Annotated in this window: 16 protein-coding genes; 5 read left to right on the top strand and 11 right to left on the bottom strand. The window is 59.9% G+C overall.

Going from position 1 to position 18,467, the window contains the following annotated elements; all coding sequences use genetic code 11:
* Positions 1-10 precede the first annotated feature (10 nt).
* The 8 genes from DW195_RS00125 to DW195_RS00090 all read right to left on the bottom strand — a co-directional run bounded on the left by DW195_RS00125 (position 11) and on the right by DW195_RS00090 (position 9,313).
* A complete protein-coding gene (locus DW195_RS00125; RefSeq protein ID WP_035136858.1) occupies positions 11-211 on the bottom strand; it encodes a hypothetical protein in 201 nt (66 codons plus the stop codon).
* 204 nt (positions 212-415) lie between these two features.
* On the bottom strand, positions 416-2,743 hold the full coding sequence (locus tag DW195_RS00120; RefSeq protein WP_117628963.1) for a ferrous iron transporter B: 2,328 nt from the start codon (positions 2,741-2,743) through the stop codon (positions 416-418).
* Positions 2,744-2,866: 123 nt separating this feature from the next.
* Positions 2,867-3,088, bottom strand: coding sequence for a FeoA family protein (locus DW195_RS00115; protein WP_006234774.1), 222 nt, complete (start codon positions 3,086-3,088; stop codon positions 2,867-2,869).
* Between the two features lie 39 nt (positions 3,089-3,127).
* The gene (locus DW195_RS00110; protein ID WP_022094360.1) at positions 3,128-3,370 is read right to left on the bottom strand and encodes a FeoA family protein; all 243 of its coding nucleotides are present in this window, start codon (positions 3,368-3,370) and stop codon (positions 3,128-3,130) included.
* Between the two features lie 188 nt (positions 3,371-3,558).
* Complete coding sequence (locus DW195_RS00105; RefSeq protein ID WP_022094361.1) at positions 3,559-3,807, bottom strand: HPr family phosphocarrier protein; 249 nt, start codon at positions 3,805-3,807, stop codon at positions 3,559-3,561.
* 421 nt (positions 3,808-4,228) lie between these two features.
* A complete protein-coding gene (locus tag DW195_RS00100) occupies positions 4,229-5,692 on the bottom strand; it encodes an amino acid permease (protein WP_117583376.1) in 1,464 nt (487 codons plus the stop codon).
* A gap of 153 nt (positions 5,693-5,845) precedes the next feature.
* Positions 5,846-6,301 (bottom strand): hypothetical protein, encoded by a 456-nt coding sequence (locus DW195_RS00095; RefSeq protein WP_117563669.1) that lies wholly within the window; start codon positions 6,299-6,301, stop codon positions 5,846-5,848.
* A gap of 3 nt (positions 6,302-6,304) precedes the next feature.
* Positions 6,305-9,313: a glycoside hydrolase family 2 TIM barrel-domain containing protein gene (locus DW195_RS00090; protein ID WP_117583377.1), complete on the bottom strand. Its 3,009-nt coding sequence runs from the start codon at positions 9,311-9,313 to the stop codon at positions 6,305-6,307.
* A gap of 376 nt (positions 9,314-9,689) precedes the next feature.
* Here DW195_RS00090 and DW195_RS00085 point away from each other — a divergent pair, with 376 nt between their 5' ends.
* On the top strand, positions 9,690-10,706 hold the full coding sequence (locus DW195_RS00085) for a LacI family DNA-binding transcriptional regulator (protein WP_117640050.1): 1,017 nt from the start codon (positions 9,690-9,692) through the stop codon (positions 10,704-10,706).
* 242 nt (positions 10,707-10,948) lie between these two features.
* Here the strand turns inward: DW195_RS00085 and aspS are convergent, their stop codons facing one another.
* Complete coding sequence (gene aspS / locus DW195_RS00080; protein WP_117640048.1) at positions 10,949-12,736, bottom strand: aspartate--tRNA ligase; 1,788 nt, start codon at positions 12,734-12,736, stop codon at positions 10,949-10,951.
* Between the two features lie 256 nt (positions 12,737-12,992).
* Here aspS and serB point away from each other — a divergent pair, with 256 nt between their 5' ends.
* The 4 genes from serB to DW195_RS00060 all read left to right on the top strand — a co-directional run bounded on the left by serB (position 12,993) and on the right by DW195_RS00060 (position 15,989).
* Positions 12,993-13,628 (top strand): phosphoserine phosphatase SerB, encoded by a 636-nt coding sequence (gene serB / locus DW195_RS00075; protein WP_117640046.1) that lies wholly within the window; start codon positions 12,993-12,995, stop codon positions 13,626-13,628.
* 114 nt (positions 13,629-13,742) lie between these two features.
* The gene (gene larB / locus DW195_RS00070) at positions 13,743-14,525 is read left to right on the top strand and encodes a nickel pincer cofactor biosynthesis protein LarB (RefSeq protein WP_118205182.1); all 783 of its coding nucleotides are present in this window, start codon (positions 13,743-13,745) and stop codon (positions 14,523-14,525) included.
* Positions 14,526-14,535: 10 nt separating this feature from the next.
* Positions 14,536-15,447: a LarC family nickel insertion protein gene (locus tag DW195_RS00065; protein WP_117640042.1), complete on the top strand. Its 912-nt coding sequence runs from the start codon at positions 14,536-14,538 to the stop codon at positions 15,445-15,447.
* Between the two features lie 2 nt (positions 15,448-15,449).
* On the top strand, positions 15,450-15,989 hold the full coding sequence (locus DW195_RS00060) for a TetR/AcrR family transcriptional regulator (RefSeq protein ID WP_117640040.1): 540 nt from the start codon (positions 15,450-15,452) through the stop codon (positions 15,987-15,989).
* A 322-nt stretch (positions 15,990-16,311) separates the two neighbouring features.
* On the opposite strand, the gene larD is transcribed toward DW195_RS00060, so the two are convergent.
* Positions 16,312-17,043 carry a D/L-lactic acid transporter LarD gene (larD, locus tag DW195_RS00055; RefSeq protein WP_117640038.1) on the bottom strand — a complete coding sequence of 244 codons (732 nt, stop codon included), beginning with the start codon at positions 17,041-17,043 and terminating at the stop codon, positions 16,312-16,314.
* Between the two features lie 49 nt (positions 17,044-17,092).
* Entirely contained in the window at positions 17,093-18,370 is a 1,278-nt protein-coding gene (gene larA, locus DW195_RS00050; RefSeq protein WP_118205180.1) for a nickel-dependent lactate racemase, read from the bottom strand.
* Between the last annotated feature and the right edge of the window lie 97 nt (positions 18,371-18,467).

The raw sequence follows: 18,467 nt of genomic DNA, 5'->3' as shown, positions 1-18,467 counted from the left end.
GCCTGGACCTTTATTTGATACCGCGGCCCAAGTCTTCGGCGATTTTGTCTACGCCCTTAAGTGCGGCGCAGGTCTTTTTGTTGGAGCAATGCCCCGTACAAACGCCACCCTGGGCGCAGTCGGCGCAGGTGCCCTTTCGGTAGATACGCACGCACACGGCGACAAACGCAATGCCGATAACAGCCAACACAACAATATCGATAGGTGCCATAGTAAGCCTCCTCTAGTTAACCACCACTTACTTTACCCCATCTTCCACCTGCCAAAAAGGGACAGGTTTGTTTTGGTCGGTTTTATCTGCGGAAACGCCACATCTTACTTCTGGAGCAAAGCAATCTGTCCCCCATTGCACCAAAAAGCCCGAGTGTCGCTGGGACACCCGGGCTCATGGAAAGGGGCTAATCCTTATTCGGACTTAAGCGGAAACTGCGGCGGAAGCAGTGTTGGTCTCGTCCTCGTCGGTCCAAGCATGTTTAGGCATGGGACGGAAGATCTGGAAGAGCATCGCAACCAGCAGCACGATGGCCACAACCGTCCAGATACCAAACTGTCCAAGAACGAACAGGTTGTAGAACTGGTTGATGAACAGACCAATGACCCAAGCAAAGGCGCACTCGTAACCGATCGCGATGGCGGTCCACTTGCCGGAATCCATCTGGTTGCGGATAGTGCCCATGGCGGCAAAGCACGGAGCGCACAGCAGGTTGAACGCACCAAAGGCAACGCAAGCGCCCATAGTCGGGAACATGCCGGCGAACGCGGTCCACAGGCTCGGGTCGGTCTCGCCGGCGTCGGCGACGGACAGCAGCGAACCGGCGGTGGCGACGACGTTCTCCTTAGCGACAAGGCCCGAGACGGTCAGCGCAGTTGCCTGCCAGGTGCTAAAGCCGAGCGGGGCGAAGATCCAGGCGACCAGGTTGCCCAGCATGGCAAGCACGGAGTAGTCCATGAACTCCTCGGGGATGCCCTCCATAGCAGGCAGGAAGCCAAACGTGCCGTTGTAGCTACCAAAGTTGGACAGGAACCAAACAACGACGGTGGACGCGAAGATGACCGTGCCGGCCTTCTTGATAAAGGCCCAGCAGCGCTCCCACACGTGCAGCGCCCAAGAGCGGATCGCCGGGAAGTGGTAGGCGGGAAGCTCCATAACGAACGGCGTCGGGCGGCCGGCGAAGAGCTTGGTCTTCTTGAGCATGAGGCCCGAAGCGATGACGGCAAAGACGCCCAGGAAGTAGAAGAGCGGGCTGATCCACGCGGCGGTGGTGGAAGAATCGCCGATGATGGAACCCATGAGCAGGGCGATGATCGGCAGCTTAGCGCCACAGGGAATAAACGTGGTGGTCATGACCGTCATGCGGCGGTCCTTCTCGTTCTCGATGGTCTTGGTGGCCATGACGCCGGGGACGCCGCAGCCCGAGGATACGAGCATGGGGATGAACGACTTACCGGACAGGCCAAAGCGACGGAACACGCGGTCCATGATGAAGGCGACGCGGGCCATATAGCCGCAGTCCTCCAGGAAGGACAGCATGACGAACAGCAGGAACATCTGCGGGACAAAGCCGAAGATGGCGCCCAGGCCGCCGACGATGCCGTCGCAGACCAGCGAATCGACCAGGCCACCGTCCTCGGTGCCGCCCGCCACAAGGGCGTCGTGGACCATGGTGGTAATACCAGGAACATAGGGGCCGTACTGTGCCGGGTCGACCGAGTCGGCATTGTCGCCCGCAGCCTCGACGGCCGCGTCGTAGGCGTCGCGGCCCTGACCGAGCACGTACCAACCGTCGGTACCGAAGAGCTGGTCGTTGGTGAAGTCGGTCACCGTGCCGCCCAAGGTAGAAACGGCGATGTAGTACACGCAGAACATGATGACCACAAAGATCGGCAGGCCCAGGATACGGTTGGTAACCACGCGGTCGATCTTCTCGGAGGTGCTCATCTTTGCCGGAGCCTTGGTGAGGCACTCGTCAATGATGTGGGCAATCACGCCGTAACGCTCGCCGGTGATGATGGACTCGGCGTCATCGTCGCAGTCCTGCTCGCACTGAGCGACCAGACCTTCGACGCGAGCGGCCTTCTCCTTGGTGAGGTTGATGAGCTTGCAGGCGTCCGCATCGCGCTCGAACAGCTTGACAGCGTAGTAGCGGCGCTTGTTGGCGGGAACGCTCGCCGGCAGATTGTTCTCGATGTGGTCCAGAACGTCCTCGATGGAGGAATCGAACTTGTGCTCCGGCACCTGGCCCTTGGAAGCAGCGGACTTCTTGACCTGCTCGAACAGCTCCTTGATGCCCTTGTTCTTAAGGGCCGAGATCATCATGACCGGACAACCGAGCTTCTTGGAGAGCTTGTCCGTGTCGATCTTATCGCCGTTCTTCTCGACCAGGTCGGCCATGTTGAGGGCAACGACCACGGGCAGGCCGGTCTCGATAACCTGAAGCGCCAGGTACAGGTTACGCTCGAGGTTGGTGGCGTCGACCACCTGGACGACGACATCGGGCTCGCCGCTCATGAGGTAATCGCGCGAGCACTGCTCCTCAGGGCTGTAGGGGGAAAGCGAGTAGATGCCAGGGAGGTCCGTGATGGTAACGTTCTTGTCGCTTAGGAGCTTGGCCTCCTTTTTCTCAACCGTGACGCCGGGCCAGTTGCCAACGTAGCCGTTGGCGCCGGTGATCAGGTTGAAAAGCGTGGTCTTGCCGCAGTTGGGGTTACCCGCCAGCGCGACATGGATCTGAGAATCCGCCATTCAATCCTTCTTCCTTGTGTGCCTGCGCTGCTTTCTCCGCGCAGGCTGGATAATGTGCTTCAAAGATGCTGCATTAAGTTAGAAAAACCTAACTTTATCTGCAGATATATGCGCCGCGAGCCCTTACTGGACCTCGACGACGGCAGCCTCCTCCTTGCGGATGGAAAGCTCGTAGCCGCGCACGTTGATCTCGACCGGATCACCGAGCGGTGCAACCTTCACGACCTTGAACGAAGTGCCCTTGATGAGCCCCAGGTCCATAAGGTGACGGCGAAGCGCACCCTCACCGTGAAGCTTGACGATGGTAGAGCTCTCGCCCACCTTAACGTCACCCAACGTCTTCATCCTCTTGTCCCCCTTTCAGTTTTTATGAAATGCTGCGGACTAACCGACGGTCATGATGTGCATGGCAACCTTGGAATCGATGCCAAAGCGTGCGCCCAGCACCGTGACGATGATATTGGCGCCACTCGAGCTCACCACGTGGATTTCGTTGCCCTCGACAAAGCCGAGGTCCTTGAGGTGGTGCTTCATGTCCTCATTGCCCTTTACACGAGACACGCGCACGGTTTCGCCCGCTTTTACCATCGAAAGCGGCATGGCCGGCATCTGCGGTCCGCAAGACATGAGTGGCTCCTAACGTCAGTTCGTCCTCAACATCGACGCGATAAAAGTTAACCACGTCTATGTTCGCTTTAGTAAACTAGCACGTGGTTAACTTTTTGGAAAGGGTCCCTATTCAGATTTCGAAAAAGTTTCCTATATGAAACAAAAAGGCGCGGCAAAGAGCTGTCCTTTGCCGCGCCCTGTCATGCTTAGAGCGAGAGGTTTCTGATCGACGTAACGCAGGAAGCCTCGTCTACGCCCGAAACGCGAAAGATGATGTCCTCGCCGCACTCGCCGTAGAGAGCCATGAGGCCCATGACATCGCGACCGTCGGTATGGCGGTCGCCGATGCTGACCGACACGTCGCTACGGTGCTTGGCAATGATGTCATAGAGCAGCGCAACCGGGCGGGCGTGTAGTCCCAACGGATCTTTAATCGTCTTTGTAAACTCGACCATGTCCCCTCCCACGACATCACACATTCGGCCGGCAAACCCAGCCACGTGGTAGTTATTGTAGCGTTAGATGCTTATCGAGGGCCCCTCCGGATACCCCGTGGTCAAAAAGTGGCAAATATGAGTACTGTCACAAATTTAGTAGCAGCAAAATCGAGAGCAAATTGCCTAGCTTGAGCGATTCGAAGAGGTTGAAAGCCGTCAAACGCCCTTTAAAGGGAGTTAGATAAATCGATTTTGAGCCCATTTTCGCTCAGAGCAGGCCGAAAAATATGGCACTTCTTTTGCAACAGTACTCATATTTGGCATTTTTTGACCACGGGGGCCAAAACCATGCCCCAAAACACAAAAGGAGGGGCCTCGTAAGGCCCCTCCTTAGGAAAGGGAATCGATTTATTCCACAGCCGTAGATTAATCCTAGCCGCTACTCCATCATATCGAGGACGGAAGGGCGAAGCTCGTTCTCGGCGGCCTCGGGATCGGTCTCGCGCAGGCGGTTGATGTAGCGGTTGTACCACATCACGGCAAGGCCCAAGAAGACAACCACGCCGCCAACGTTGTAGACCAGCGTCAGCCACAGCGGCTGATCGAGCGGAATGGTGCCGCAGATAAGCACGAAGCAGAAGACCACAAGCAGGAATGCGGCAACGACCAGGCCAAAGCGGCGCGAACCCATGCGGAAGCCACGGGGAGCGGCGTCAAAGTTCTTGCGCAGCATAAAGTAGGCAAGCAAAATCAGCAGCGGTGGGAGCAGAGCGGTGGCAGCAGTCATGTTGGTAACGATCATGAGCAGGTCGTCGAGGTTACCGGAGCCCAGGGCCGGAATGATCAGGATGGGGACGACGATGGCGAACTGCAGCCAAGCAGCGCGGGCAGGAATGCCATGCTCGTTGAGCTCGACGATCTTGCTACCAAAGACGCCCTTGGGGATCTCGGTGAAGAAAACCTTGATGGGAGCAGAGGTCCACATCATGAGGGAGCCCAGCGTGGCGGCGAGAAGGATCAAGCCGATGGCGCGCGTAGACACTTCCATGGGAATGCCAAAGTGGGCAAAGACAGCGCCGAATACGTCGAAGATACCGGTGGAGATGGCAACGCCGCCCTCGGGGATGAACAGGTTAACCAGCAGCGAAGCGCCTGCATACAGAAGGCCGATGGTCAGGCCGGCGATAACGACGGTGCGCACGAAGGCCTTGACGCCACCCTTAAGGTCGTTAAGGAACACGCCGACAGACTCAGCGCCGCCAACGCCCTGGATGATCCAGGCAAGCGTACCGAAGAAGCCCCACGCAGTTGCGAAGTTGCTCATGTCGGGAGCCATGTTAGCGGGAGTAGGAGCCGTAGCGAACTCAACGCCGCCAAAGGCAGCAGCCAGGGACAGCAGGATGAACACGGCGGTCAGGCCGAGAGCCGCGGTCGAACCGAAGGAGGAAATGGAGCCGATCCACTTAGCGCCCTTGGTCGAAACCCACGTGGCGATAGCAAAGACGACGATCTCGATAATGGTGATCCACAGCTGCGAAAGCTCGGCGTTGGCACCAAAGAACACGTAGCTCGCGTAGATGATGACGTTGGGCAGGACGGACGCAAAGAAGAACAGGTTAACGAACCAGTAGCTAAATGCCGTCAGGAACGCCCAGCGACCACCCATCGAGGTCTTAACCCATGCGTACACGCCAGACTCGGAGTCCTTGTTGAGGCCGACGAACTCGGCGGTAACCAGGGTATAGGGGACAAAGTACAAAAGCGTGGCGAAGAAGAACGACGGCGCAGCTGCCAAGCCGATGGCCGCGTTGTTGTTGATGATGTTCTTGATACCGAACACGGCGGCGACCGTCATGCCCAGCAGAGCGAACGAACCAATCGTTCCTCGTTTTTCAGAGCTCATAAGCCCTCCCAATCATCTGTTAAATGTCATCTAAAACCGTCCGAGCTGCAAGTGCAAACACGGACGGCGCACCTGCTAAGGGGAATGGGGAAAAGGGAGTCAACAAAGCCATCCCCCTTAACGGCGCGAAGCAAACGTCCAGGCGGACGAATACTACTTGTTGGGGAAGGAATAACCTTCGACTGTCACGTGCAGCACCACGACGCGGGGATCCGCGGCATCGGCCACGACACGGTAGGCCTCGTCAATTTCGACGACGGCAACGCCGCCGGTGGGAATCGTCACGGTCTCCCCCGTACCCTCAAAGCGCTCGCGATCATCGATATCGCTGTAGGCGCGCGTACAGGTAAGATCGGCCTTGGAAGCCACCTCAACGGTCAGATTGCCGTCGAGCGGGGCGAGCACGGCATGGTAGCGACGGTGACCGACCAGATCGGCAGTAGCCGCCTCGTGGGCGTTCACCCACCAATACACCAGCGAGTCGCCGATAGAGTACGCCACATCGTGCTGCAGTTCAGAAACGCCGTCGAGTGCCTGACCGGTACGCATCCACTTCTTGACGGACTTCATCTGGGCGTCGAAATCGGCACGCGAGTTAAAGATATGCATGACTTATGCCTCCTTAATGGGTGCCAGCGCCTGAGCCAGATCGGCAGACGTCAGCGGTCGCAGGGACACCTCAAAGCTGAAGCTCTCAAAACGGGTGCGATAGGAATCGAGCACCTCGGAACCCCAAGAGTTCGAGCCAAGGCCGAGCAGCTGGTCGTTGATGTTGACCGTAACCGTGTCGCCCGGGACAAGATCGTAGACATGCTTGGCATTATCGATAGCCTCGCAGCTATAGGGCCATGCGGAGAACGAGAACGGATTGGAAGCGGCGTCGCTCGGACGCGTCACGACCAGACCGTCACCGTGGCTGGAGCGCAGGGCGACCCAGCGGGTACCCTCGCGGTTGGCGCAGTCCTGGGGCATAACGTAGGGCGTGAACATGTCGTCGACCGTAGTGCGGTAATGACCGACCGGGTTGGCGCGCAGCGAGTCCGGATAGTTCTCGCCCGGGCCGTGGCCATACCACTCGACGGCACGATCACAACCGGGGACCTCGAAGGAGATGCCGATGCGCGGGATAATGTCCGAATAGTCGCCGTAGGGCTCGCCGGAAACCTTGAGGTCGACGCGGCCACTCGGAAGCACGGTATAGACGAGCTCGACGCGCATGCCGAACGCGCGGACGGGAGGAGCGATACGCTGGCTCACGGTAACGACAACCGCATTGTCGTCCTGCTTCCAAGAAACATTGCGGGTAGACGTCTGCATCACATCGATGAAGTTATCCTTCCACAGGGAGTCGTACTCCTGGGCGTGGTTATCGACGAGCGGATGCCAAAAACCAACCTGGGGACCGGAGGTCATGACGTCGCGACCGGATGCCTTCCACTCGCTCACGGTACCGTTGACCTTGCTGAAGGTCAGCTCGCCGTTGAGGGAGCGAATACGAATCTCCTGCTCGGTCTCCTCGACCGTAAGCTCAGGACGAGTGGGGGCGGCAATTGCCGGCGCCGGATGGTTTGCGATGGCAAACTGGCTTGCACCCAGTTGGAACATCGGCTCGCACCAGGCGTGAGCCGCCATGGTGTAGGCGTGCACGGTCAGCAGGGTCTCGCCCACTGCGGCCTCGCGAATCACCAGCGGAAGCTGGACGGACTCGCCGGGGGCAACCGCACCGGGCATGAGCGTCTTGCGGCAGACCACGTCGCCGTCCACCAGGGTCTCCGCCGACAGGCAGACATCCTCGAGGGTGGTAAACCAACGCTTGTTGGTGACGGTCAGCTCGCCCGCCTCGGCATCGTAGGCCATGCGAACCGGGCAGATGACCTGGCCGTACTCGGTAAGGCCCGGGCTCGGCTGCTGCCAGGGGAACACCATGCCGTCGATGCAGAAGTTGCTGTTGTTGGGGTAATCGCCGTTGTCGCCGCCATACATGTCGTAGGCAACGCCGTCCTCGGTCACAGCAGCCAAACCGTGGTCGCACCATTCCCAAATAAACTGGCCTTGGATGCAATCCCAGCGATCGAAGACCTCCTGGTACTCGGACAGGCCTCCGGGACCATTACCCATGGAGTGGCCGTACTCGCAGTTGATGCGCGGCTTGGGGAACGGATGCTCGCCAAAGTCGTTCATCTGCGACACGCGGGAGTACATGGTGGAAATGACGTCGACGGTATCGGCGTTGCGATCCTCCTCGTAGTGGACCGGACGACCGTCGAGCTCGTGAGCTTTGGCGTACATCGCGCGGATGTTGCAGCCATAGCCGCTCTCGTTGCCCATCGACCACATGATGATGCACGCGTGGTTGCGTTCCTGCATCACCAGGCGCTCAACACGGTCAACGTAAGCCGGCTCCCAGGCAGGGTCGTCGGTGACCAGGGCGATATTGCCGATATTCTCGAAGCCGTGGCTCTCCATATCGGTCTCGGCGACCAGCATGATGCCGTACTCGTCGCACAGCTCGTAGAAGCGCGGATCGTTGGCGTAGTGGGACGTGCGCACCGCGTTGATGTTGTGCTGCTTCATGAGCTCCAGGTCGCGGCGCATGCGCTCGAGACCCACGGCGCGGCCCTTGTGATCGTCGTGGTCGTGGCGGTTGACGCCATGCATCTTAAAGTAGGTGCCGTTGAGGTAGATATGATTGCCCTCGACCGTCACCTCGGCAAGGCCTTGGCGATGCGGAACGTACTCGCTGACCTCGTCGCCGTCGTAGACCTCAAGCGTAAGGTCATAGAGGAAGGGGTCCTCGGGGTTCCAGAAGTGGGCATCGGCAACGCTGCACTCGGCATGGCCGTCGACGCACTCGCCCGTAGCGACCACATTCTGGCCATCGCTGAGCGTATACACGACGCGACTTGCGCCCTCGGCAACCGTATCGAGCGTGATCAGAGCGGCATCGCCCTCGCGGTGCGTGCGGAACCTAAAGTCGACCAGATGCGCGGCGGGACGCTGCATGAGGTACACATCGCGGAAGATGCCCGATGCCCACCACATGTCCTGGTCCTCGATGTAGCTACCATCGCTGTACTGCAGAACCTTGACCGCAAACAGGTTGTCGCCCTCGACGAGCGCGTCGGTCACGTCAAACTCGGCGGACAGGCGCGAACCCTTGGTCATGCCGATAAACTTGCCGTTGACATACAGCTCGCCGTAGCTCTCGATACCGTCGAAGCGAATAATCTCGCGAGCGCCGGCAGGCACGGCGGGAAGTTTGACGATGCGCTGGTAGACGCCCGTAGGGTCGTCGGAGGGAACGAACGGCTGATCCACCGGGAACGGAAAACCCTCGTCGGTGTAGGCAAGGTTGCCATAGCCGTCTACCTGCCACAGGTGCGGAACCTCCACGTGATCCCACTCGGGCTTGTACGTGCAAAGTGCTTCGTTGGAGACGGCCGCGGGGCCCTCAAAAAGGCGGAACTGCCACGAGCCGGACAGCTGGACAAATCCGCGCGACAGCTCGCGGCTGTACGTAGCGGCGAGATCGGCGGCCTCATAACCCATAAAGTACGCATGGGGTGCCAGGCGGTTCCTGTGGGTGAGCGCTTGGTTTTCCCAATCGTTAATGGCGTCCATGGTGATGCTCCTTCGTCATCGTAGTGCTTCTTTGTGCAACCGGTTGTCCTTATCTTACGGGCGGTACAAAAATCTGTGCAACCGGTTGTCCGCCGAACGGTCGATTTTGTCGGATTAACGGTGCAACCGGTTGTACAACCATGCTACTTATGTCACCCTAAGCTTAGGTGCACAGCACGGGGCATCGTTCTTGAACTCACAGGCAACTGTCGCGCCTGCCTATGTCTCGCCCATACATGCCGTGCTCAGTCGCAGTTTGATTGCAAAACGACACCGGTCACCGGATACCATGGACGCCGTTCACGCGCGCTATAGTAATCTGTATCCGCATTAGCCTTTATCGATAGCCCACCGACCCAATTGCACAGGAGACGCCATGACCCAACCAGCACGCACCGCACCCACGCTTGCCGAGGTTGCTGAAGCTGCCGGTGTTTCGCGCTCCACGGCATCGCGCGCCCTCAACGACTCCCCCCGCATTAGCGAGGAAACTAAAAAGCGTGTCCGCGCAGCGGCGAAAAAGGTTAACTTCGTTCCCAACGCACGCGGCCGGGCGCTCGCCGTCGGACGCACGGAAATTATCGCCGTGCTGGTTACCGAGCCTTTGAGCGAGCTGTTTAGCGATCCCACCTACAGTGAGTTTTTAAGCGGCATTACCGAGGAACTTTCGGAGTCGTCTTACTTGCCCGTGATCTTGCAGGCATCTTCCTCGCATGAGCGCAACCGCGCACGCGAGCATTTTGAGCGCCGCTCGTTTGACGCCGTCATCGACGTCTCGCCCTACAAGGGCAGTGAGCTGCTCGAGGTGCTGCGCGAGCTGGGCGTACCCACTGTGTTATGCGGCCAGCTCGAGGGCCATCCCTATCGCGACGTGTTCTCGACGGTCTACTCCGACGACGAAGAGGGCGGACGCTTTGCGGCGCTCGCTATGAAAGATCGCGGACGCAAGGACATCGTTGCCGTGCTGGGGCCGCAGGATAACCCCGCCGTCATCGACCGCCTTCGCGGCTACCGTGCAATTTTGGGCGAAAGCCTTCCGGATGAAAATGTCATCTATACCGGATGGAGCAGCGGAGACGGCTACCAAGCCACGCGGCGGTTGCTCGCGCGCGAAATACGTGCCGACGGCGTGCTATGCGGATCGGACCGTATCGCAACCGGCGTTATCGCCGCATTCAACGAAGCAGGAATTAGCGTACCCAAAGACGTTTCGGTCGTGGGCTTCGATGACCACGAGGTCGCAGCTCGCAGCGTCCCCGCGTTGACGACCATTCGTCAGCCGCTTCGCGAGGAAGGCCACATGGCCGCAGGCATTGCGCTCGATATGATCAATGGCGCCGTACCCACCACCACCGTCATGCACATGCAGCTCGTTCAGAGAGACTCACTGTAGGAAACTGGGCCGGGCTTTCCGCTAGGCTGCTTTAGCGGAAAGCCCGGCCCATTCCGAACGCCGATTCTGGGATGTACTTTCCGCCAGAAGCTCAACCGGAAAGTGCGACCCGTTATTTGGCTGGATTCTGGGTCGCAGTTTCCGCGACGTCCGGTCACCCTATGCCCTCGCAACCTCGGCGTATAAAAAACGAGGGAAAGCACACGTCCTTCCCTCGTTGCAAGCAATATGTAGCCGCTTGCCTACATCAGGCGCAGGCTGACGTCCTTGAGCTGGGCGCCGGAAACGGCACTCGGAGCGCCCGACATGAGGTCGGAGCCGCTGGCCGTCTTGGGGAACGCCATGACGTCGCGGATGGAGTCGGAGCCGGTGAGCAGCATGCACACGCGGTCCAGGCCCAGAGCGAAACCGCCCATCGGGGGCGCACCAAACTTGAGGGCCTCCATGAGGAAGCCAAACTGAGACTCGGCGCGCTCCTCGGTGAAGCCCAGGAGCTTGAGCATGGACATCTGCATCTCGGCGTTGTGGATACGCATACCGCCGCCGCCGGCCTCAAAGCCGTCCATGACAAAGTCGTAGGTGCAAGAACCGGCTGCCAACGGGTCGGCCTCGATCTTGGCGATGTCGGTCTCGGTCGGCAGGGTAAAGGGCTGGTGCTCGGCTGCATAGGCCTTGCGGTCCTCATCCCAGTGGAACAGCGGGAAGTTGACGACCCACAGGAAGTCGTGGCCCTCGCGCTTGATCTCAAGCGCGTTGGCCATGTGGGAACGCATGCCGCCCAGGATCTCGTCGGAAAGCAGGCGCGGGCCGGCGGCGAACATCACAAGGTCGCCGGGCTCGACATCCATGCGCTCGCGCAGAGCCGCCATCTCCTCGTCCGAGAAGAACTTGACGATGGGGCTGTTGATGGAGCCGTCCTCGCGGAAAGCGATCCACGCCAGACCCTTGGCGCCAAACGTGGAGGCCACGCCGGCAAGCTTATCGATCTTGGCACGTGCCCAGGCACCGGCGCCCTTGGCGTTGATGGCCTTGACGACAGAGCCCTCCTCGTTTGCCGCAGTCGCAAAGACCTTGAACTTGGAGTTGGCAAAGATGTCGGTCAGGTCGACCAGATGCATGCCATAGCGGGTATCGGGCTTGTCGGAGCCATAGGTGTCCATGGCCTCCCAGTAGTTCATGCGACGCAGCGGCGTGGGCATCTCGACACCCATGCGGCCGAAGGCATCGGCCAGGACCTCTTCGAGCGCGCTCATAACGTCGTTCTGGTCCACGAAGGACATCTCGATATCGACCTGAGTGAACTCGGGCTGACGGTCGGCACGCAGGTCCTCGTCGCGGAAGCACTTGGCAACCTGATAGTAGCGCTCGACGCCACCGACCATAAGCAGCTGCTTCAGGAGCTGCGGGGACTGCGGCAGGGCGTAGAAGTTGCCCGGCTGAATACGGCTGGGAACGATGAAGTCACGAGCGCCCTCGGGCGTGGACTTAAACAGGGAGGGCGTCTCGACCTCCATGAACTCACGGTTGTGCAGCGCCTCGCGAATGGCAAAGGTAAAGTCGGAGCGCAGCTTGAGGTTGGCCATCATCTCGGGACGACGGAGGTCCAGATAGCGATAGCGCAGACGGGTGTCCTCGCTGGTCTCGATGCCGTCCTCAATCTGGAACGGCGGGGTGACGGACGTGTTGAGCACCTCGGCGTGGTCGGTCAGGACCTCGATCTCGCCGGTCGCGAGCTTGGCGTTGGTGGTCTCCTCGCCACGGGAGCGCACGACGCCGTGGATCTTGATGGGCCACTCGGGACGCATGGTCTCGGCGATCTTAAATGCGTCGCCGTCAGAGTGCTCGGGGTCGAAGGTGAGCTGCGTGATGCCCTCGCGGTCACGAAGGTCGCAGAAAATAAGGCCGCCGTGGTCACGGCGACGGCTCACCCAACCGGTGAGGGTGACCTCTTCGCCCACGTTCTCGCGGCGAAGCTCGCCGCAGGTACGGGTGTGCATGGAATGCTCGTCGATGGGACGGGTCTGGCTCATACCAGTGATCCTCCTTTATGGATCTGTGCCGCCCCGTGTCGTTCCGGGCGGCGTCGTACAGATTTGCCCAGCCTGCGTAAACCGCGCAGCCAGACATGGCGTTCTATCTTATCGCACCTGTGTCGATGTGCCGCGGAAAAGTAGTTCTCGCCCAAAGACTTGACGGAGACGAAACAATTGACGCGGCCTGGCCGTCGCCAAGGCGCGCCGCGTGCGACAATGTGCCCCAATACAACTGCACTCGGAAAGGCCCGCCATGACTGCACGCCTCATCGTTATGGATATCGACTCCACGCTCATCAACCAGGAGGTCATCGACCTGTTGGGCGAGGAGGCAGGCGTGGGCGAGCAAGTTGCGCGGATCACCGAACGCGCCATGCGCGGCGAGCTGGACTTTAAGCAAGCGCTCGAGGAGCGCGTGGGGCTGCTCGCCGGCCTGGACGAGAGCGTGTTCGAGCGCACCTTTGAACGCGTGACATTTACCCCCGGCGCGCTGGAGCTTGTGCGTTCGGCACACAGCAAGGGCTGGAAGGTCGGCGTGGTAAGCGGCGGCTTCCACGAGATCGCTGACAAGATCGTAGCCGCCGCGGGTATCGATTTTTGCCTGGCCAACCGCCTGGAAGTCGTGGACGGCAAGCTCACCGGTAAGTTGGCTGCCGGCATTGTGACCAAGGAGTCCAAGCTCATCCAGCTGCTGGACTGGGCAGTTGAGTGCGGCGTCGATATGGCCCATACCGTCGCGATCGGCGACGGCGCCAACGACATCCCCATGATTCAGGCCGCGGGCACGGGCATCGCGTTTTGCGCCAAGCCCAAGACGCGCGAAGCTGCCCCGTTTGCCATCGACGAGCGCAACCTGATGCTCGCCATGGACATCATCCTGCGTGACTAATCGATCCGTCTAACAATTGAATCAATCCGTCCTATAGTTTCCGAACAATTTTGTCTTAGTGTTCGGAAACATACCCTTTGAGTGCTAGACTTTGCGCCGTCGAAGGGAACATATATGGATAAGCGAGATCTAGAGCAGCTGCTGAGCGATGTTGCCGGCGGATCAGTCACCCCCGCCGACGCCCTTACGCGCATCCAGACGGCTCCGACCGCCGATTTGGGCTTTGCGCAGCTCGATCTTTCGCGCGGGGTGCGCCAGGGAGCCGGCGAGGTTGTCTACGGTGCGGGTAAAACCGCCAAGCAGATTGCCGCCATTATCGAAGCGCTGCGCGATGCCGGCCAGGAGCGCATCCTGGTCACACGCCTGGACAGCGAAAAAGCAGCCCGCATCTCGGAGCTCCTCAACAACGGCATCGACCTGGGATATGTCCCGGACGCGCAGCTCGCCCTCGTGGGCGGCAAGCCCTCCCCCACCGGTAACGGACGCATCGTCGTCGCCTGCGCCGGCACGAGCGACTTGCCCGTCGCCGAGGAAGCCGCGTTGACGGCCGAGTTCTATGGCAACGAGGTCGACCGCCTCTACGACGTAGGCGTCGCCGGCCTGCACCGCTTGCTCGCGCATGCCGAGGAACTTGCCCAGGCGCAGGTGGTCATCGCCATCGCCGGCATGGAAGGCGCGCTGGCGAGCGTTATCGGCGGCCTGGTGAGCTGTCCGGTCATTGCCGTTCCCACCAGCGTGGGCTACGGCGCGAGCTTTGGTGGCGTAGCCGCACTGCTCGCCATGCTCAACTCCTGCGCCAGCGGCGTTTCGGTCGTCAATATCGACAACGGCTTTGGTGCCGCATACCAGGCAAGTCTTATCAATCATCTGAGCGCCGGCACACCCCGCGCCCGCTAAGGAGCATTCCATGTCCAACCATCAGCATACGCTTATCATCGACGGCACCTCGGGCATCAGCGGCGATATGACCGTCGCGGCCCTGCTCGACCTGGGCGCCAGCGAGGAGCATCTGCACGAGCAGCTCGCCACGCTGCCGGTCGACGGCTTTTCGATTGCCGTGACGCGCGTAAACAAGCACGGCATCGACGCCTGCGATTTCGATGTCCAGCTTGCAGAGGAGCTCGAGAACCACGATCACGATATGGCCTGGCTCTACGGCAACGAAGCAGCTGTCGAGCATATGCACGAACACGAACACCACCATCATGACCATGGCGAGCACGAGCACTGCCACGACCATGACCATGAGGCCCACGGTCATGGCCACGAGGGCCATCATCACGCCCACCACCATCACCACCGTTCTTTGGCGGACATCACCGCCATCATCGATGGCTCGCAGCTAAGCGATGGCGCCAAGCGTCGCGCCCTCGCCATTTTTTCCGTACTCGCTGCTGCCGAGGCCAAGGCTCACGGCAAAACGCCCGACACCGTCCTGTTTCACGAGGTGGGCGCCGTCGACTCCATCGTCGACGTCTGCTCGGTCGCCATCTGCCTCGACGACCTGGGTATTGAGGACATCGTGGTCGAGTCGCTTTCCGAGGGCCACGGCACCATTCGCTGCGCCCACGGTCTCATGCCCATTCCCGTCCCCGCTGTCGTCAACCTGTGCCAGGCGGGCAATATCGCCCTCACGCCTGCACCGGTCGCCGGCGAGATCGTGACGCCCACGGGCGCCGCCATCGTCACCGCGCTGCGCACGTCCGACCAACTGCCCTCACGCTACCGCATCGAAGCCGTCGGCTACGGCGCCGGCAAGCGCCCCTACGAGGGTTGTTCCGGTACGCTCCGCTGCCTGCTCGTTCACGCGGACGCCTAGCCATGGATGCCCGCAAGGCAAAAAGCCGCGCCGCCATCGTTACGGCGTTCTCCGAGCTGCTGCGCGAAGAGGACTACGGCAAGATCACCGTCGGTGACATCATCGCTCGCGCCCATGTGGGTCGGGCCACGTTCTACGGCCTCTTCAAGAGCAAAGATGACCTACTCGCTGAGCTCGTGTGCGATATCTGCACCCATGCCCTCGACGATGACGGTACGCCCCTCGACGACCCACTCGTGCAGGTCGAGCATATCCTCAACAACCTCTGGGAGCGCCGCCAGGGCGTACGCGCCCTCGTAGCCGGCGCCGGCTCACGCGTCTTTGCCGACTGCTTACGCAAGACCATCATGTCACGAGCAGCCGAAACCGTCCCCGTCGACCCCGCAGGTCCTGCCGGCACCATGGACCGCAGCTTCTTACTACACCACATAGCCTCAAGCTTCGTAGCCACCGTCCAATGGTGGGCCTGGCACAACTTTCAAGCAGACAAAGCCAACGTAGCCAAAGACTACCTCTCAGCCATAAAACCCCTCTTCAACTAAGTAAACCCCTCATCCCAAAGTTCCGCCCTCATCTCAAAGCCCCGCCCCAACCCAAAGCACAATCCATCCCAAAGTGTCAACAACAGCCCAACGCCCCTACCAGCAACAAGCCCCTCCCATCCAAATTCAGATATATATGTTGGGTTGCTTGCACGAACGCAACGAAGACCCCGCAGCCGTCCGCATGGGGTAACTTCCCAGCGCACTCCGCAGGACGCAAAAAGGCTCGCCGCACAAAGTGCGCAGCGAGCCTTTTTGCATGTCCGAAGACGCGCTGGGAAGTTACCCCATGCGGACGGCGAACAACCTATGTAGCCTTGGGCTAGAACATGCCCAAGAAACCGTGCACAAACAGTGCGGCCAGAGCGGCACCGATAAACGGTGCGATGCCAGGAACAAGCAGGCCGTACTTCCAGTTGTTGTCGGCCTTGTTCTTAATCGGCAGCACCTGATAGGCCATGCGAGGACCAAGGTCACGAGCCTGGTTCATGGCGAAGCCGGTGATGCCGCCCATGCCCATGCCAACGGCCCAAACGATCAGGCCGACGCAGATGGCGAGCATCAGAACGTTCTCGCCGGCGCGGCTAGCGGCAGCAAGGATGGCGCTGATGAACACGAAGGTGCAGATAGCCTCGCAGAAGAAGTTGCGGGCATAGTTGGTGCCCTCGGTGGTGGGGTTGGTCGAGAAGATGTTGCGCTGGGCAATGGGGTCGACGACGCCCTCGGAAGCCTTGAACTCATCGGCATACATAAGCCAAGCGATTACGGCGCCCACAAAGCCGCCGAGCATATCGGCAATCATGAAGGGGATGCAGCTGCTCCACGGCACCAGGCCTACGATGCACTGGGCAAGCACCATAGCCGGGTTCATGCACACGGCGCCGCCAAAGACAAACAGGCAGACCGAGATGCCAAAAGACCAGGTGGTGATGGCAAACATATGGCCGGAGCCCTGATACTTAGTGCCCTTGAGCACGGTATCGCAGTGCACGCCCACGCCAAAGATGATCATGAGGGCCGTTGCGCCGAATTCACAGAGGAGTTTGGTAAGCATAAAACCTTATCTTTCTTGTCGGTTATAAACGATTCGTTTAGGCCGCGTACTAGTGCTGCGCGACGACAACGCCCAGGCCATCGGGAATGACGGCAACCTTGGCATCGGCACCCTTCATCTCAAAGGCGAGCTTGAGCGCCTCCTCGAGGGTGTTGACCGGCGTCATGTGCATATCCTTGATCATCTGGTGATCGCACAGGTCGGTGACCATGATCACGGGGTGATGCGCCAGGATGCGGGCAAAGATCTGACTCGTCCACTGGTCGGGCAGGGTCTCGTCCTTAGGACGGTCGATGCAGGCGCGCTCAAACTCTGCCGGATCGTTGTCGGCGATGTTGTGATAGAAGCCCTCGCCACCGTGACCGTCGGCGCAACCGGCGACATCGATGATCACGCCGCCCTCGGGAAGCGTGGCCTCGGCAGCGCACATGCCCTTCACGGCCTGGTAGATGTTCTGGTCGAGCGGGTAGCCGCCGTTGGTGGTGATGGCAATCTCGCACTCGACGGGCTCAACGCCGGCAAGGCTCTTCACGAACTCGCAGCCGGCCTCGTGCGCCTTGTGGATGTCGCCGGCAAAGGAGCCGATGACCTCGTGCTTGCCGTTGAGCACCACGTTAAGCACAAAGGCAAGGTGAGCCATCTCGGCAGCGGCAAACATATCCTCGTTCACGTGGTTGTGGCACAGGTTGCCGGCACGCGAATGGGAATCGTTCACAAACTGACCGTTGTGGTTGTACATGATGGTCTTGTAGCTGGCAATGCCGGGCAGCACGGACTTGCGGCTGCCAGAGAAACCGGCAAAGAAGTGCGGCTCAATAAAGCCCTCGGCAAGCAGCAGATCACAATCGGCGGCAATCTTGTTGATGATGCACTCGCCGCCAGAAGGCAGGGTGCCGATCTTTTTCATCATGCTGTCGTCAGTCGCGACGTGCATAACGATTTCCTCGTTGGCAACGATCTCCTCGCCGTACTTGTTGACGAGCTCCTCGTGCGTCGACGGACGATGCATACCCGTAGCAACCAGAATGCGAACGCGTGCCTCAGGCGCAGCGGAGTGGATGTGATGCAGCAGAATAGGCATCGTCACACGCGAGGGAACGGGGCGCGTATGGTCGGAGCTAATGATGACGATATCCTTCTTGCCAGCACAAAGCTCCTCGAGCGAAGGTGAGCCATAAGGGTTGGCAAGCGACTCCTCTACCAGCTCTTCCTGCGATTTTGTAGTCTTAAACTCGTTTTGATGGCCTTCCATCACACCCGCGAAGTTCTTATCCTCGAGCTCTAGATGCAACGTCTTATGGTCAAACGGTAGTTCACATTCAAACAATGACGAGCGCCCTCTTCCTTTCAACTGACACACTAGATAAACCGTTGGAAGGATACGCCGCTCACCGAAAAACACCACCGTCCACCGAGTCGTTAAC

The sequence above is a fragment of the Collinsella sp. AM17-1 genome (genome assembly GCF_003470665.1).
Taxonomy (GTDB): Bacteria; Actinomycetota; Coriobacteriia; order Coriobacteriales; family Coriobacteriaceae; genus Collinsella.
Note: the sequence above shows the minus strand (reverse complement) of the source record. Positions and strands in the feature narration are given on the sequence as shown.